Here is a 16,914-nt window from a genome sequence, read left to right on the forward strand (position 1 = left end):
AGGAATTAGCAATTGGAATGCAGCCTGATAACGCAATATTCCTAATTCTTAATTCCTAATCCCTGGTTAGTTAGTACATATCGTCGTTGCCCTGATCTTCACCACCGCCGTCGTCATCACTGTCGTTATTATCATCTTCTTCCCCTTCTTCTCCGAAGCCGTCTTCACTCATGCCCTCTTTATTGAGGTCATATTTCTCTTCCATCTCAACGAGTTTATCGCCAACGAGACCTTTGGTACCGTACTGACTTGGTGCCAGACCTTCTTTTCTGGTGCAGAAAGGATAGGCAATTTTTGAGTTTTCGTCTTTTGACACACCGATCAGCTCTACCAGGAACGTCCAGTTCTTCGCATAGTCATACAGGTAGATGAACTTCTGGTTAGGTGTTTTTACAGCTGCGGCGATAGGCGTATCTTCCATTAATAACGGTTCAACCTTCCGTGCAGCGCCATCCTGTTCAAGAATGATCTCTCTGCCCCGTTGCCAGTTATCATTGCTACGGAAAAAAGTCGCTTTATGTTTATTGTCAAATTCGAATGACTGTAAAATAGTTTGATGAAATTGTAAAAATGTCTGGTCCGGCTTAATGGAAATGTCCCTATACACACTTTCATCTTCTTCCCAGTAAACTCTGAATTTCAAAACAGGCATGCCAATAAAGGATTTTATTAATAATCTGGTACTTCAGGCCAAGGGGATATCCGCAAACATCACACCTAATCCCGAAACGGGCAGTGTTAACATTGATTAACACTACTAAATTAACATTTTTATTTAACTGGAGTCAAATCCAAAGATTTCGCTTTTTCAAGCAGAAAAGCGTAGGCTGCATCGTAGGTATTAGGAATCACCCCATCCAGGATCGCCTCACGGATAGCATTTTTCAGGTCACCGACCACTCTGCAGGGCGACAATCCGAATGTCTCCATGATCATTTCTCCGGTTACAGGCGGCTGCCAGTTGCGGATACGGTCACTCTCCTCCACGTCTTTCAGGCGTTGGCGTACCAGTTCGAAGTTCTCCAGGTAGCGCTTTACTTTTGCCTTATTCTTAGAAGTGATATCGGCTTCACAGAGCATCATCAGGCCCTCTATATCATCGCCGGCATCAAACAGTAATCTGCGTATAGCAGAGTCGGTTATATTCTCCTTCGTAACACTAATAGGGCGCAGGTGCAATTCTACCAGTTTCTTTACCAGCCGCATGTTCTCATGCAGGGGCAATTTCATCTTGGTAAATATGCGGGTGACCATTTTCCCACCAACCGCGTCATGCCCATGGAATGTCCAGCCATGTCCCTGTTCAAAGCGTTTAGTGGCAGGCTTTCCTATATCGTGCAATAACGCGGCCCAGCGCAACCACAGATCTTTGGTATTGCGTGATATATTATCCACTACCTGCAGGGTATGGTAAAAGTTGTCTTTATGACCTTTACCGTCTACCGTCTCGACTCCTACCAGGTCTACCATCTGCGGTAGTATTATTTTCATAATACCTGCTTTGTAGAGCAGGTCCAGCCCTACGGATGGCACCGGAGACAGCATGATCTTATTAAACTCATCGCTGATACGCTCCTGGGAGATGATCTTTATACGGTCCGCGTTTTCTTTGATCCCTCTGAAGGCCTCGTCTGAGATGGTGAACTGCAGCTGAGAGGCAAAGCGGATGGCACGCATCATCCGAAGCGGATCATCGATGAATGTCTGTGCCGGTTCCAGGGGCGTTCTGATAATTTTTGCTTCCAGATCAGCAATACCGCCGAATGGGTCTACCAGACTGCCATAATCGGCTTCATTGAGACTGATTGCCAGTGCATTAATAGTAAAGTCCCTGCGCAGCTGATCATCCCTGAGGGTGCCTGGTTGTACGTCGGGGTTGCGGGATTCCTGGCGGTAGCTTTCTTTTCTGGCGCCTACAAACTCAATTTCAAGATCATTCCATTTTACCTGGGCGGTGCCATAGGTTTTGAAGAAACTCACTTTGGCATTATCAAAGTATTCAGCGACTTTATGCGCGAGGGCGATGCCATCTCCTACACATACGACATCCATATCTTTAGTACGTCTGTCCAGTATCTTATCCCGCACAAAGCCTCCGATCAGGTAGCATGGCGTACCCAGTTCCCGGGCAGCAATGGCTATCTGTTCTAACACTTTTCGTTCCTGCAAAGTACAGGGAATATCTATAGGCTTTCTGCTGATCATAAACGAATAAAACGGCAAAAATAGGTTTTTTTATCTGATCACCTGAACACTGCCGTCTTTCAGCAGCTTAATGATCCTGGAGGCGGTTGCCGGGGTGGTATCATCCTGACGCCAGGACACCACATGATCAACTCCATTACGGATTTCGGCCGATACATCGGCGAAGGTGGCTGGTGATGGCGCACCACTTATATTGGCAGAAGTAGAGACCAGCGGTTTTCTGAGACGTTTGATCAGGTGGCGGCAAAAGGTATCCTTTACAATACGGATAGCCACAGTACCATCACTGTTGATGACATTCGGAGCGAGGTCAAGGGCACCTTCGTAGATAACGGTTGTCGGCCTGTCAAATCCGGCAAGGATATCTGCAATATCCGGAGCTGGGTGCGACACATATTTCAGCAGGTCTTTTACATCTGCCAGCAGAATTACCAGGCTTTTTGCCTCGGGCCGTTGCTTCAGTGCATATACCTTCTTCACCGCCTCTTCATCCGTTGCATCACAGCCGATACCCCAGATGGTATCCGTGGGGTAGAGTATCAGTCCTCCGGTACGTAGCACCTGGAGAGACGCAGTCATATCATTTTCAAACTCCATCATAACTTATAAACTTTCGTAGACTTTCATTACGCCGGCAGCACATCTTTCGCGGCTGAACAACTGGGCATGGGCCCATCCTTTTGTTTTCATTGTTGCTGCTAATGCGGGCTCCCGCAATACTTTCTTCATAGCATCGGCGATAGTCGCCGGCTGTAAGGGATTTATATACAACGCTGCCTCACCAGCGGTTTCACCGAAACAGGAGCCTGCGGAGGTAATGACCGGTGTATGGCTCCAGAGCGCTTCGAGAATAGGAATACCAAATCCTTCAAAGATCGAAGGATATATCAATGCTTCGGCTCCCTGGTACAGTAAAGGTACGTCGGCATCTGCAAGCCGGGCTTTTTCATTCAGCCAGATAATCCGGTCTGCCATACCATGCTTTTCCACAAAAGCTTTAACTTTTTTCTTATAACTGCTGCCACCACCCAGAACGACCAGCGGCAGGTCCACCTCTCCTTTCAAATGCAGCATGGCCTGGATAATTCCCAGCAGATTTTTACGTTCTATCACCGAGCCGACGTATAGGAAGTAAGCCGCTGGCAGCCCGTACTGTTCTTTCATCTGCCGGATATTTGCTACACTGTGGTTCACTGCAAATGATTCATCACAGCTTTGGTATACGACGTCTATTTTTTCTGCCGGTGTTTTATAATAGTGAATAATGTCCTGCTTCGTTTGTTCACTGATAGCGATGATCCTGTCTGCATACTGGCAGGCGTATTTAGCTTTCCGGCGGTATGTCTGTACGTCTATCGGATTGTATTGTCCGGGATAACGTTCAAATATCAGGTCATGCATGGTAACAACACTTTTCACACCACTGGTGTGAATGCCGAAAGGGATTTCGTGGCTTAGTCCATGGTAAATATCCATCCCTTTCGCTGCCAGCTCTCCTACCACATATTTACTTCTCCATGCACTACGGAACCAGCGGTGGAGTCGCTTTTCGGGCAGGACAGACTGCATATTGGCAAAAGCCTCCGTTTTATACAGCGTAGTCAGCTTAGGCGCATAGAGATAGTAATTGTGCTGCGGATAATAGGTAGCCAGAGAACTTATCAGTGTGCGGCTATAGTTTCCCAGTCCGGTATTATTCTGGTAGGCCCGCTTCGCATCGAAGGCAATATTCATAGCAATGTTTAAAGGGTTGTAAAGGTAAGGAATCGCTGCCAGCTTGCAACTACTAACATGTTTTGCTTATGTTTGCAAAAAATTTCAACGATGGAGCTACAAGAATTAATAAAGGCGGCCTGGAACGATCGTAGTCTGCTGCAGGAATCACAGTACAGTGATGCAGTAAAATGTGTGATCGAGGCTGTTGACAAAGGCAAAACAAGAGTGGCGGAACCAGGGGAGAATGGATGGAAAGTGAATGAGTGGGTGAAACAGGCCATTCTGATGTATTTCAGTATTCAGCCAATGGAGACCATGGAAGTCGGTCCTTTCGAGTTCTATGACAAAATGAAACTGAAATCCCGTTATAAAGACCTGGGCGTACGTGTTGTTCCTCATGCAGTTGCCCGTTACGGTGCTTACATTGCAAAAGGAGCGATCCTGATGCCTTCCTATGTGAACATCGGTGCTTATGTTGACGAGGGTACCATGGTAGATACCTGGGCGACAGTAGGCTCCTGCGCACAGATCGGTAAACACGTTCACCTGAGCGGTGGCGTAGGTATCGGTGGTGTACTGGAACCCCTGCAGGCTAGCCCGGTGATCATCGAAGATGGGGTCTTTGTAGGCTCCCGTTGTATTGTGGTGGAAGGTGTGATCGTAGAGAAAGAAGCAGTACTGGGTGCGAACGTGGTATTAACCCAGAGTACCAAGATCATCGATGTAAGCGGTCCGGAACCAATTGAGTATAAAGGTCGTGTACCAGCACGCAGCGTGGTAATTCCGGGTACTTATACCAAGAAATTCCCTGCTGGTGAATACCAGGTTTCCTGTGCACTGATCATCGGTCAGCGTAAAGCGTCTACAGACCTGAAAACCAGTCTGAACGACACCCTGAGAGAATTCAATATAGCTGTATAAGCTGTCTGAAAATATGCAGAAAGCCGTCCGCCGTAGGTGGACGGCTTTTTTTTATACCCCTTGTAAGTATTTTTCTGTGTTTATCTGTCCTGTTAGGGAGCAGATCGAAAACCCGGATTCCACGAATATTTCCACGTCTTTGAGTACCCTTTATTCATAAAAATGAAAAACATGAAAATTCCACCGATTGCGGCACTACTCCTGGCCCTTACTATGGCCGGCTGCGTAAAAAAGGAGATCAGCGATCCTGAAAAATTATCTACGGCCACGACCACCCAGGGTGTCGTCAGCGCTGCTGCCGTACAGCCCGTACGATCCGAAGCCCTGCTGGCAATGCAATGCTACAACAACGCATTTTATAACCAGTATGGCACCTATGGTCCGTCGTTCAAAGCGTACTACTATTCTGATGTCACCCGTACCGGCAGAATGGACTTCTGGCGGCAGGCAGAAGCGATTGAGACCCTGATAGATGCCTACACCATCAACAATGATGCAGACCTCAGAAATAAGATCGTTTACCTGTATAATGGCATGCGGGATGCCTACGGTTTGCTATGGACATCCAACACCTTCAATGATGACGTCATCTGGGGCGCCCTGATGTGCGTACGTGCTTTTCTCATTACCAATGATGGTGGCATGAAGGATATGGCGAAAAACAACTTTGACATGGTATGGAACCGCGCCTGGGATAACAACCTGGGAGGCGGACTATGGTGGACAACAGCCAACAACACTAAAAACGCCTGTGTAAATGCGCCTGCGGCCATCTGTGCGATGTACCTCTACCAGGTCACCGGAGATGTGAATTACCGGAATAAAGCAAAGATGATCACCGACTGGATGGTGAGTCGCCTATATACTTCCGCTACCGGCGAAGTAAAAGGCGCGATCAATGCAGCAGGCACGATCACCGAAGGCTCCCGTAGCTATACGCAGGGTACTTTCATTGGCGCCTGCAGTATGCTGCACAATGCCTATCCTTCTGCTAATTTCAAGGCGATGGGGCAAAAAGCCATGGACTACACGAAGAATAATATGTGTAATGCACAAGGGCTGTTGCCTGACGAATATGACTGTGATGACTGTCAGGGGTTCAAAGCGATCTTCGCCCGCTGGGCATGCAGATTTGTGAAAGATCATAATTTGCAGAGCACCTACGCTGCGTGGCTGAATTATAATGCAGCAGAAGCCTGGACGTACAGAAACACCAATGGACTAATGTGGGGACAATGGTGGAGACGGACACCCGACAGTTACCTTAATTCATTTGAAACAACGAGTGGGGTGGCGATGATGAATGGCGTTTGGTTGTTTTAAAGTAAGTTGAATTGAGATTACGGCTATATTTATTTCATTTTATAATAAATAAATATAGCCGTAATGCTTATCTATCAAACAATTATGACTACGTAGAGGAAAAATTTTAAATAAAATTTGGCAGATTAAGAAAAACGCGTACATTTGCACTCCCTGACACGGAAATCAAAGATGCCCAGATGGCGAAATTGGTAGACGCACTGTGTTCAGGTCGCAGCGCTCGCAAGGGTGTGCTGGTTCGAATCCAGTTCTGGGCACAAAAAGTACAAAACCCGCTCTTTGAGTGGGTTTTCTGTTTTAAGCCATAATAGCCATTTCATAAGTTATTTATTATCAAACAATAACAGGTTCGAATCCGGATTCAAGGATTAGCTCGAGGATGACGTTTGGTGCTGTGGCTCAGAGTCTGTTATCTGAAAAAACCAGCTTTTCTGCGAAGATCGAACCAATGATTTGTTTTTTGCCGATCGGGGCCCGTAGGGATACAAATTACCTTCGCCTAACGTCAGTCAATACTTCCTACATTTACCAGAACGAGATAAAAATGAATAAAAAAATGGCTGACAGAGGACAGCCATTCCAATTTATGTGATAATCGATATAATTATAAAAGATTACCTCAAGAGGCTGATTTATCACTACCATCTATGCGAAAGATTATTCTAAAAATATTCCATTCATAAGGCACACCACCCAAAAATTTACTAGACTTATCGACATTATTAAGAACTATTAACTGAGCGCGATTCATTTCAAGAATTTTATTTACTAAATGTAGACCAATGCCATTGCCTGACTTCCCTTCTTTTTTCGCCTGACTTCCTGAGTAATTTTCCTCAAGTATTTTCAATTTCTCATCCTCCTCAATTTTTAAGCTTAACATTCTGAAATCTATCGAAAATTCTTTCTCTTTATTTGAGAAGCTAATGTCAATCGTACTACCTGGCTTAGCATACTTTGTTGCGTTCTCGATTAAATGATAAAATGCAACATGCATTGACTCATAGTCTATATATAATTTATCATAATTCTCCTGAACATTTACGTATATATATTGGTCTGTAAAATCAGGAAAGAAGATATATAGCAAATTAAAAATAACCTTTCTAACCGGATGATACCGTGGCTGAAGAATAGGGTCCGTCTCGTATAGTTTCTTAAATACAGAAAACTCCGTCTTCATCGATGCATTGTTCTTCGCAATTCTTAGAAATGTCTTTGCTGCTTCATCAGGCTGAGCGAGTATTAATCTTTCAATGTTCTTGATTTGATTGAGATAATTTTGCGTCAATGTTTCCTGTGGTATTAAACTGTACAGATCTTGTATTGAGTGCGCATTAATTGATGTAAGGTTGTGTATAAGTCGCTTTATTGGTTGATTGTATTCTTCTTGTATTTGCTTTTTCATCAGGTTAATCTCATCTCTCAACTCGTCATATATAGCAAGTTTTTCTTTAAAAATCCTCGAACTCTTTATGAGGTCATATTCATTTGTACAAGCGAAAGTAAGCGCCTTGCAATTTTGAATTTTTGCGATCCTTCGTTTCTCTTTAAAACTATCACATGATTCAATTGTTTGCGAACCATCTTCTGCCGAACTGATACAGTTTTTGCAACTGACAGGTAATGTTGAAAACAAAACAGAACCATTTTCTTCCGTAATATACTTATCAATCATTAGGATAAATTTCTTTACTATACTGTTCTACCAAAGACTGAAATTCTAATGGTTCTGCATTTTTAGGTAGAAACGAATCAGCTTTCCTTAGCGCTTCATGGAACCTATCTCCAGTATTTTCTGCTGAGTATATTACGATCTTCTTAGAGGGATATTTCTGCTTTAAATTTAATGCAAGTCCAAGTCCTTCATCTTTACAATCTAAAGCTTTACCTACACCTTGAATATCAACGAAAACAATATCGGCATCCCTAATGACAAGATCATCGATATTTTTGATATCCTTAATCGCCTTAATATTTATCCAACCAGATTTTTTCAAAATTTGAACTACTCGAAACTTAGTATCGTCATCAATAAAAATAATCTTCGTCAGTGCCTTTCGCCGTTCTAAACTTTGTCCACTCCCGTCGTTGTCCATTCGACTCAATGGCTTAATTAATGGATCTTGGCTAGTAAAATTAAAAACCGGCGATATAACAGTTTCAGTGTTTCCAGAATTCGATGGTGATATAACGAGTGATGGCTCTTCTTGACCTTTTTCTTTCTCGCCGTTTTTTTTCTTACTTGAAACTCTTTGTGCTATTACTCCAATAACGATCGCTGCGGAACCTGTAAACATTAATTTGTAGATATTCTCTTGCAAGAATTCGAGCATTCTATTGACAATTTTGGTGATAAAATCTTATAACTGTGGTGTACCTCTACGTGGAGTGAGGCGGCATGGAATAAAGCGAATGTACGAAAAAGCAGTTTGTGATAAAAAAAAGCTCGTAAACGTTAAATTTTTCTTGGTAAATACAACATTTTTCGGAATTTGAGATTTTTGGCCGTAATAACATAACACTTAATCTTAATTTGATTTTCATCAAAAGATATTGTATTTGCCGAATATCAATCAGTATTGAGCGTTCGAATCGCTAAAATTGATCTCTTATTGAAGCCTCACCTACAAGCAAAACGCCGGAGATAATGTCTCCGGCGTTTTTGTTTATCATTAAGAGAACACTGTAACACAGCTAAAGGACGATTACCAACTCCGCTATCTTGGCTGCAACTTCTACCATCGTATCCTCTGAAGTACTAAGACCACTTCGCGAACCAAGCAAGGGACTTACTTCACGTAGGGCTTCATAATTTGTGTTATGTACAATTGGAACAAGTAGATCTCGCGCCAACAGAGCCGAAAGTTCTTTGTCAGCGATTCCCTCTCCCTTGAGGCGCTGCAATAGCGAAGGAGTTACCAACACGATTCCTATTCGTGACTTCACCAATCCCTTATCAATTTCGCGAAGCAAAGGTGAACCCAACAAGACGTCTTTTTCACTAAACCAAACAGAGACTCCTTTAGACTCAAGCAGATCGTGAAGCTCTTTGGCAGGACCTTTTCGGTCGTCCCATGCGTGGCAAAGAAAAACATCACGAAGCTCTGGTATGGTTGATCGTCTTTCAACATTTTCACGAATAGGTGTGAGTGTCCGCACCTCAGTAGGTGTGTACATAATGGTAGAACCGGCTCGCGACCAACGTGGCTTAGTGCTTTTTGCAGTTGTAGTTCCGCTGCTTCGGCTACTGAATTTCTCCGACGAAGAGTAAGATGATGAATAAGATGAGGGCGAACTATAGCTGCGATAACGATTACCACATGCGGGGCAGTCTGCTGCTGCACTCGCTGTACGATGTCCACGTACTGGCGCAGTACATCTAGCCATAATGTTAAATTTTAATTTGATCCAATTATTAATTGCTCAAGCTGTGAAGGAAGTGTATAACCAGGTTTCTCCAATATTTATCCAACCATCACGCTGTGATATAAGCGTCATATTTATGGCTGTTCCTCTGTAATGTCCCAGTATTAATCCTTTGGCTTATGTTTGTGAGGTTTTAAATCATGATGTTTAGGTTTGTTCGGAGGATCGACCCATATTCTCTTATCATCTTTACCATCTTGCTTTTTAGGTTTGGGGCCTGGCTTAATTGCTTGGATTTTTTCCATAACAATAATTTCTTTGAGGTCAAAAATTTTAAACGAATTTAGGTATTAAGGTCATACAAAGACAAAATAAGAACAGGGGAAAAATCCTGTTTTTAAATATTGTTCAAATTCCATATGATCTTCAAGTTGCTTATAATCAAAATTAACTGGTTCGTAAACTTTCCGCTACTGGGCACGTAATGGCTCTGTAATCAATTGATTTACAGAGCCATTTTTAATTTATGCTTGTCAATTTTTCACAGGTTTTAACCCTTTCTACCATTATTATTGACAGTCAATTGACAAGTGTAGATTCTGGACCATGTTGACCCACCGTTCTGATTTATGTTGACCCACCATTCTGGGATGCTGACCCACCCATAATTATTAATAAAACAGCTAGTTGCCAAATAATTCTGGGATGTTGACCCACCTGGGTTGCTGTGTTGGATTCACAGCTCGGATTGCCATTCTGGCATGTTGACCCACCTGCGGACAGTCATTAGTAAGGGCTTTTGTTTATTATTTGCTCCTAAAAATGTGGGAGCATGGCACAAACGCCCATTGCAATGGAACAATTAAGACAGCTTTTACAACTTCATAATGATGGAGTTGGAATACGGGAAATGGCACGCCGCATAGGTATTAGCCGCAATAGCGTGCGTAAATATCTGTGTCTACTCTCTGATGATTCTACTCAGGAACAGCCTCCGGATAATAAGACCCTTGCTGAAAAGGCGTATACCAATGACAATACCGTTCATGATATGCATCGACTTGAACAATTGGTTGTCCATTTGAAATACGCCCAGGGAGAATTAGGTAAAGTTGGAGTCACCCGTCAACTGCTTTGGCGGGAATATTTACAGCAGCATCCTGATGGATACGCTTACAGCCATTATTGTCATCACCTTAACCAGTATCTGAAGAAACTGGATGTGACGATGCATATGGAGTACTCCATAGCTGATATGATCATGATCGACTTCGCAGGTAAAAAGCTCCATTATATTGATCTTGCTACCGGAGAACTGGTCGAATGCGAAGTGTTTATCGCAATTCTGCCTTTTAGCGGACTTATCTTCTGTGAGGCAGTACGCAGCCAGCAAACAGCCGACTTCGTTCATTGCATCAACGCTATGCTGTTATTCTATGGAGGAGCTCCTAATACGATTCTCTGTGATAACCTAAGAACCGCAGTAAAGCAGCCAAATCGCTATGAACCATTGTTTACTGATATCTGTACGCAACTCAGTGAGCATTATACCACTACCTTTAGCGCAACCAGACCATACAGCCCACGTGATAAAGCGATGGTCGAAAAAGCGGTAAATATCATTTATAACAACGTATACGGCCCACTCAGGAAACGGGAGTTTACCAGTCTTAAGGCACTTAATGCGGCTGTGCATGAACAATTACTGCTACTCAATAATAAACCTTATAAAGGCACGCCTTACAGTCGCTGGCATTATTTTGAACAGCAGGAACAATCCTCTCTGAAGCCACTACCGCCCCAACCGTTTAGTGCCAAAAAAGTAGTGCAACTCACTGTTCAGCGTAACTATCACGTACAGCTCTCAGAAGACCACAGGTACTATAGTGTTCCCTATGCCCATGTCGGTAAAAAGGTTAAAGTGCTTTATGATCAACGGACGGTGGAAGTCTATCTGGATCACCAACGCATTGCACTACATCGAAGAGACGGTCACAATAAAGCATATACAACACTGGCCGAACATATGCCGCCTCATCACCAGCGTATGCAACAGATCAAAGGATGGAACCGCGAGGATCTGTTGCAACAGGCAGCTCGTATTGGGACATCGACCCATCAGGCAGCAGGCATAATGCTTGAAAACAGTGTAAGTATCCGGAAGACAGCACCTATTTAATGACTTTGGAGAGCGTTACTTTTGCTTCGTGATCCAGATATGAGGTAGGAGCTCTTTGACTCTGTTGATAGGATGGTCGTTAATGACCGTTAAAACGTCCTTTAGCCAAAGGCTGGGATTAATGTTATGTAGTTTACAGGTTCCGATCAGGCTGTAGAGCATTGCAATTCGCTTTGCTGATTCATGGCTCCCGGCAAAGAGGTAATTCTTTCGGCCTATAACAGTCGCTCTTATAGATCTCTCAGCCGCGTTATTATCTGGATGTAGCTTTCCATCATACACGAAGGCACAGAGTTTATCCCAGCGTTTTATACTATAGGCGAGGGCTTTTCCTATCGGGCTTTGTGGAAGTACCTGCTTGTATTGGTCTTCCATCCAGCTTCCTAATTCCTTCAGTATAGGTAAGGAGTGCTTCTGTCTTGAAGCTGCTCGTTTTTCATTGTCGTGATTTAACGCCCTGCTATCGCGTTCAATCTGATAGACGAGCTGTAACTGTTCCAATACATGTTTTGCTCTTTCCTGGTCGCTGTAAATAGCGTCAGAGAAGTACCTTCTTGCATGAGCAAGACAGTGGATCAATGTTATATTATTGGTATCAACAATGCTGTTATATGCAGAGTAAGCGTCTGTTTGCAGCGTACCATAAAAATCTTTCAGCATTTCTGCGGGTCCTTCCCGGCCACGTCCGGGTTGATAATCAAAGACAAGCAGCTTGTTAATACTATCCTGATAGAGCCAGTAATACCCCCGATGAGTACTCCCTTTCTTATCCTTGTCAAGCACTGGTACCGAGTCGAGTAGGCAAGGGCATTTCAGCCCAAGCCTCTCACAGCACCGTGCGTGATAGTCTCCCATCACACGGCGCTTCCAGATTAGCAATACAATTAATATGGGCGAATAAATGACCAGTGTTCAAATAATCGGGGATTGGTTTCGTAGACTCTTACAAGCCATCTATGCGCCCGTCCCTTTCCAAGCTTTCTATTTTCCATTATCCATCTTACCAATTTTAGATTTAGCCAGTACCACAATCCATGTGTTGTCCACTTTGAGTATACACAATAATACTGATACCATCCCCTGATTTTAGGGTTTAGTATCCTTGCGATGTTCAAAATCGTGCCTTGGAAACGTCTTCTTACTACCTCTCTCACTTTTTGCCTAACTGCTTTTTTAGACGAGTCACTCATACACGGAAAATACATAAGTTTCCAGCCATTCTTAGTTGGTCTGCCTAATGGTCGAAAAGTATAACCCAGAAAGTCAAATCTTACACTTCGATGTGCTTCAGTATGTATATGATTTTTGCAGTAAACTATACGCGTCTTTTCCTCATTCAGCATCAACCGACAATCTATCATCCTCCTGGTAATTGCACCTTTGATGAAATTTGCCTGTTTTTCTGTCGTACAGTGTATAATTGCATCGTCACAATACCGTTCAAAAGGCATGTTTGAGTGATTCTTTTCCATCCATTTATCAAATACAAAGTGAAGGAAGATGTTAGCTAGTAGCGGGCTTATTACTCCTCCCTGAGGAGTGCCCTTTTCCCCACGTCTAACTTCTCCGTTACACATAATTCCAGCCTTAAGCCATCGCTTAATATACATTAGAATCCATTTCTCTTTTGTATACCACTCGATTGCCTTCAACAACAGTTCGTGATCTATACTATCAAAAAACGCTCGAATATCAATATCAACCACCCAACTATAATAACCACACCGTGCAGTGGCTTTCTCCAAGGCCTGATGTGCATTCTTACCGGGACGATATCCATAACTATCCTCATGGAAGCTGCCTTCCACGATAGGTTCAAGATAATTTTTCACAACCTGTTGAGCTATGCGATCTGATATTGTAGGTATGCCAAGAATACGCACACCGCCAGATTTCTTTGGAATTTCAACGCTTTTCACAACTGGCGGGTAATAACATCCAGATGTCATTCTGTTCCAAATCCGGTATAGATTCTTTGACGCATCAATCGAAAAATCTTCTATACTTTCTCCGTCGATTCCACCACTTGCATTATTTTCCTTTACTTTCTTGTAAGCATCCAGTACCATTTTCTTGGTCACCGGATGTTGCTTTGTTTCATAATAATCAATCATCCATTTTACTGTTGTTGGTTTTATAAAACTAATCTGGCTAAGCCCTTCCCTCCACAGCCATTACAGCAGCTTCAATAGTACTACGACTTAGTCCGCCTCTGTACAGGATATTGGTATTTAACCTTGCGGTGTCTCCGCTTGAATTGTTCCCTTTGCACTCCTGTACAAATTCCCTTGTTCCATTAAATCGCCTGATTTAGTGTCCTGCTACCTATGTACCGCCTGTCATCTAGCCAACACCAGGTTACTGTCGCTAAACTTAATTTGTAGGTAAGAAACTGTTACCTGCTTTCGACAGAATAAGTGCGATATCGATACTTTACTATGGCAGTTCACTTTCGTTCAGCTCACTAAATCTTACCTGACAGATTAATTCTGCCTTTTCCCCTATCGCTCAACACCTTTTCCTTTCGTCCAAAGCATCATAGGGTGGTTTGTAAGGTATGCCTGTCATCCCTTACGGTGGGCCTGCCACCATCAATCTAACAGCATGTAACTTTTCATGTTACTTCAAGGCACACTGTCTCATCAGCCTGCAAATAGTCAGCGTTGAGTACTTCTGTTACCAGCGCTCTGTAAATAGGAGTAATTAACGCAGCTGTCTTAGCAAAACCATCACTCAGCGTTGAGTATGGTAGCTTTATACCATCTCTTTCCAGACGTTGTTGCTGGCGATGCACGGGGAGATGATCGCAGATCTTCTCAACAACCAGTTGAGCCAGTAAGCCTGGCCCCATCATCGATTTTGCAACTGGTAATGTTGGCAAAGGTCCAACAATAATTTTTGACGACGTCTCATCCGCAGATGGGAGAAGGTACTTGTTACGGATGTAACGGACTACATAAATTTCAGCGGGTTTGTATTCCAGCACTTCAGTTTCAGTGGTGCCAATATGTTTACTACCAGCTGGTATATGGTCCGGATCTATAATTACATCTTCTCTTCGTAAGTGAGATGGTATGGTATGACGGCTATCTCTCCCTTGAGTCGCATCTTGTTTTACAACTTTCACATAAGTCACCTTCTTTGCTTCTAACACGTTGCAAACAGCAGCAGATTGTTCTGTTGGAATATCGAGTGCCAGTTGATTCTTATCTGCGGGAATAAATCGCTCCTGGCGAACTCCGAAAATCATCTTCTTGAGCTGATTCAATTCATGCTGCAGCTGCTCAACCTTGTTGATGGCAGACTCATAGAGCTGTTTGTAATCATTATCTTCTGCTGACGTACTCATTGCAATTGCAATGTTATCACATGTAAATCAATTATTTGTTAGCGCGATGTTAATGATCGGCAGATTGTCGAAAATACCGCCTGCGGTACTGGACTTTATCCATCTGAATGCCTTGCAGAATAAGCATCAATTGTGTAGAAGTAAGCGAGGATTGTACGCCACCTGGTTTGGGAATCTCAAATGTTCCCTTCTCAAGCCGCTTGTAATAAATCGCAAATCCATCTTGCTGCCATTGAAGTAGCTTGATATGTGTAGCTCTGCGGTTAAAGAAAATATAGACATCTCCGGTTAAAGGATCCAGATGCATCTGTTGATTGACAATAGCCGCCAGTTTGTAAAAGCTATTACTTATCATGATTGGCCGAGTATACAGAAAATACCTGCATGAGGACGAGAGTGCCAGCATTTATTTACTGTTTAGTAGCTCTTTTAGCATGTCTGTATTGACCGCCGAATGAAAAATTATCCTGTTACCTGATAAAGATACCACCTCCGCGAATGGAAGTGCAATATCTGGTATACTCGCCTTAGAAGGTGTCAGCTGAATGAAATGTTTTCGTCTGGGAACTTTTGCAGGAGTGGCAAACTGCTTCCTCCAGTTCTTGAGCATGGAGACCGTGATTCCATGATTATCACAAAACACTTGCATCTTTACGTTTGACTGGCTCCATTGCATCGCGATATTCTTCTTCTCCGATATTGTAAATGAACGTATCGTGGAATTATTGGATGGTTGCATACAGCGCATATTTAAACAACGCAAACATAAACCCTCAGACTTACATGCCGAAGATGCTGTCTACCGGAACCTTACAAAACAGTATCTATATCGAGCAGAACTACAAAGCCTGCTTTGGAATGTTGATGCTGCAGAAGAAATATGGTTCAGACAGGTTAGAGGCTGCCTGCAATAGAGCATTGACTGGCACTCGCGTAAACTATACGCTCATTAAAAACATCCTTGAGAGAGGAATGGATAAATCGGTTCCTGCTTCAGAAGTATCATCTATACCTCTGCATGATAATATAAGAGGTAAAGACCACTATCAATAATCAGTAAATAATAAACAAAAATGAACACGGCACAAACACTCCAACAAATGCAATCACTTCGCCTACAGGGCATGTTCCAGGCGTATCAGACTCAATTAGACCTACCCATGAATCAACAACTTGAAGGTCATGACATGATTGCCCATCTGGTACAATCAGAAGAGCAAAATCGTCTTAATGAGAAGACCGCATATTACCTGAAACTGGCCAAGCTGCGTCTGCCAGCAACCATTGAACAAATAGATTGTAGTCCCAGACGCAATTTAAGCAAACAGCAGCTCGCACTACTAAGTGAGGGCCGCTATTTACAGCAGGGAGAGAATGTACTGATTACAGGCGCAACTGGTTGCGGAAAAAGCCACCTGGCATGTGCCTTAGGGCATCAGGCATGCCTTCAGGGTTATAAAACAACTTACTTGAACATGAACCGTCTTATTGAGAAGGTCACCTTATCTAAACTTGACGGATCCTACATTAAACTGCTCAATCACCTGGAACGACAAACCTTGATCGTGCTGGACGACTTTGGCTTAACGCCAATGACACAGGAAATCCGGCTTACATTGCTCCAACTACTTGAAGATCGCTATGGTAAGAAAAGCATCATCGTCACATCACAACTACCGGTCTCTAAATGGCATGAGTACATTAACGATCCAACGTTAGCTGATGCAATCCTTGACAGAATGACAGCAAATGCACATCGTATTGAACTAAAGGGAGACTCTATGAGGAGAAAAAAGGCATCTGAGAATCAGTAACACATCGTATTTTTACACAGCCTCAAGCTCTTACTTTT

Annotated in this window: 18 protein-coding genes and 1 tRNA gene; 6 read left to right on the forward strand and 13 right to left on the reverse strand. The window is 43.2% G+C overall.

Translation table 11 applies throughout. From position 1 onward, the window contains the following. Positions 1–70 precede the first annotated feature (70 nt). From GWR21_RS10000 to GWR21_RS10015, 4 genes are all read right to left on the reverse strand, one after another. Positions 71–652 carry an IS1096 element passenger TnpR family protein gene (locus GWR21_RS10000; protein ID WP_162331601.1) on the reverse strand — a complete coding sequence of 194 codons (582 nt, stop codon included), beginning with the start codon at positions 650–652 and terminating at the stop codon, positions 71–73. 119 nt (positions 653–771) lie between these two features. Beyond that, on the reverse strand, positions 772–2,205 hold the full coding sequence (locus tag GWR21_RS10005; RefSeq protein ID WP_162331602.1) for a CCA tRNA nucleotidyltransferase: 1,434 nt from the start codon (positions 2,203–2,205) through the stop codon (positions 772–774). 30 nt (positions 2,206–2,235) lie between these two features. After that, the gene (locus tag GWR21_RS10010; protein ID WP_162331603.1) at positions 2,236–2,805 is read right to left on the reverse strand and encodes an L-threonylcarbamoyladenylate synthase; all 570 of its coding nucleotides are present in this window, start codon (positions 2,803–2,805) and stop codon (positions 2,236–2,238) included. 3 nt (positions 2,806–2,808) lie between these two features. Next, positions 2,809–3,939 carry a glycosyltransferase family 4 protein gene (locus tag GWR21_RS10015; protein WP_162331604.1) on the reverse strand — a complete coding sequence of 377 codons (1,131 nt, stop codon included), beginning with the start codon at positions 3,937–3,939 and terminating at the stop codon, positions 2,809–2,811. A 90-nt stretch (positions 3,940–4,029) separates the two neighbouring features. On the opposite strand from GWR21_RS10015, the gene GWR21_RS10020 reads away from it, so the two are divergent. The 3 genes from GWR21_RS10020 (at position 4,030) to GWR21_RS10030 (ending at position 6,422) form a co-directional block, all read left to right on the forward strand. Beyond that, positions 4,030–4,842 (forward strand): 2,3,4,5-tetrahydropyridine-2,6-dicarboxylate N-succinyltransferase, encoded by an 813-nt coding sequence (locus GWR21_RS10020; RefSeq protein WP_162331605.1) that lies wholly within the window; start codon positions 4,030–4,032, stop codon positions 4,840–4,842. 171 nt (positions 4,843–5,013) lie between these two features. Next, a complete protein-coding gene (locus tag GWR21_RS10025; RefSeq protein WP_162331606.1) occupies positions 5,014–6,165 on the forward strand; it encodes a glycoside hydrolase family 76 protein in 1,152 nt (383 codons plus the stop codon). A gap of 173 nt (positions 6,166–6,338) precedes the next feature. Next, positions 6,339–6,422: transfer RNA gene (locus tag GWR21_RS10030), tRNA-Leu, on the forward strand. A gap of 362 nt (positions 6,423–6,784) precedes the next feature. Here the strand turns inward: GWR21_RS10030 and GWR21_RS10035 are convergent. From GWR21_RS10035 to GWR21_RS31345, 4 genes are all read right to left on the reverse strand, one after another. Continuing rightward, positions 6,785–7,843 carry a sensor histidine kinase gene (locus GWR21_RS10035; RefSeq protein ID WP_162331607.1) on the reverse strand — a complete coding sequence of 353 codons (1,059 nt, stop codon included), beginning with the start codon at positions 7,841–7,843 and terminating at the stop codon, positions 6,785–6,787. After that, positions 7,836–8,501 (reverse strand): response regulator transcription factor, encoded by a 666-nt coding sequence (locus GWR21_RS10040; protein WP_162331608.1) that lies wholly within the window; start codon positions 8,499–8,501, stop codon positions 7,836–7,838. Before GWR21_RS10040 ends, GWR21_RS10035 begins: the two co-directional genes overlap by 8 nt. Positions 8,502–8,862: 361 nt before the next feature. Further along, a complete protein-coding gene (locus GWR21_RS10045; protein WP_238430289.1) occupies positions 8,863–9,345 on the reverse strand; it encodes a toll/interleukin-1 receptor domain-containing protein in 483 nt (160 codons plus the stop codon). 353 nt (positions 9,346–9,698) lie between these two features. Next, positions 9,699–9,839, reverse strand: a complete 141-nt coding sequence (locus GWR21_RS31345) for a hypothetical protein (protein ID WP_202929075.1) — start codon at positions 9,837–9,839, stop codon at positions 9,699–9,701. A 527-nt stretch (positions 9,840–10,366) separates the two neighbouring features. On the opposite strand from GWR21_RS31345, the gene istA reads away from it, so the two are divergent. After that, the gene (gene istA, locus GWR21_RS10050; protein WP_162331610.1) at positions 10,367–11,713 is read left to right on the forward strand and encodes an IS21 family transposase; all 1,347 of its coding nucleotides are present in this window, start codon (positions 10,367–10,369) and stop codon (positions 11,711–11,713) included. 15 nt (positions 11,714–11,728) lie between these two features. Here the strand turns inward: istA and tnpC are convergent, their stop codons facing one another. The 5 genes from tnpC to tnpA all read right to left on the reverse strand — a co-directional run bounded on the left by tnpC (position 11,729) and on the right by tnpA (position 15,801). Beyond that, the gene (tnpC, locus tag GWR21_RS10055; protein WP_162331611.1) at positions 11,729–12,496 is read right to left on the reverse strand and encodes an IS66 family transposase; all 768 of its coding nucleotides are present in this window, start codon (positions 12,494–12,496) and stop codon (positions 11,729–11,731) included. Positions 12,497–12,597: 101 nt separating this feature from the next. After that, positions 12,598–13,827, reverse strand: a complete 1,230-nt coding sequence (ltrA, locus tag GWR21_RS10060) for a group II intron reverse transcriptase/maturase (RefSeq protein ID WP_162331612.1) — start codon at positions 13,825–13,827, stop codon at positions 12,598–12,600. Positions 13,828–14,327: 500 nt separating this feature from the next. Then, complete coding sequence (locus GWR21_RS10065) at positions 14,328–15,062, reverse strand: IS66 family transposase (RefSeq protein WP_162331613.1); 735 nt, start codon at positions 15,060–15,062, stop codon at positions 14,328–14,330. 49 nt (positions 15,063–15,111) lie between these two features. Beyond that, on the reverse strand, positions 15,112–15,468 hold the full coding sequence (gene tnpB, locus GWR21_RS10070; protein ID WP_262888488.1) for an IS66 family insertion sequence element accessory protein TnpB: 357 nt from the start codon (positions 15,466–15,468) through the stop codon (positions 15,112–15,114). Beyond that, positions 15,469–15,801, reverse strand: a complete 333-nt coding sequence (tnpA, locus tag GWR21_RS10075) for an IS66 family insertion sequence element accessory protein TnpA (RefSeq protein ID WP_162331615.1) — start codon at positions 15,799–15,801, stop codon at positions 15,469–15,471. 44 nt (positions 15,802–15,845) lie between these two features. Here tnpA and GWR21_RS10080 point away from each other — a divergent pair, with 44 nt between their 5' ends. Next, positions 15,846–16,115, forward strand: coding sequence for a hypothetical protein (locus tag GWR21_RS10080; RefSeq protein WP_162331616.1), 270 nt, complete (start codon positions 15,846–15,848; stop codon positions 16,113–16,115). Positions 16,116–16,135: 20 nt separating this feature from the next. After that, positions 16,136–16,876, forward strand: a complete 741-nt coding sequence (gene istB, locus GWR21_RS10085; RefSeq protein WP_162331617.1) for an IS21-like element helper ATPase IstB — start codon at positions 16,136–16,138, stop codon at positions 16,874–16,876. The last annotated feature ends 38 nt before the right edge of the window (positions 16,877–16,914 follow it).

The sequence above is a fragment of the Chitinophaga agri genome (assembly GCF_010093065.1).
Lineage (GTDB): Bacteria > Bacteroidota > Bacteroidia > Chitinophagales > Chitinophagaceae > Chitinophaga > Chitinophaga agri.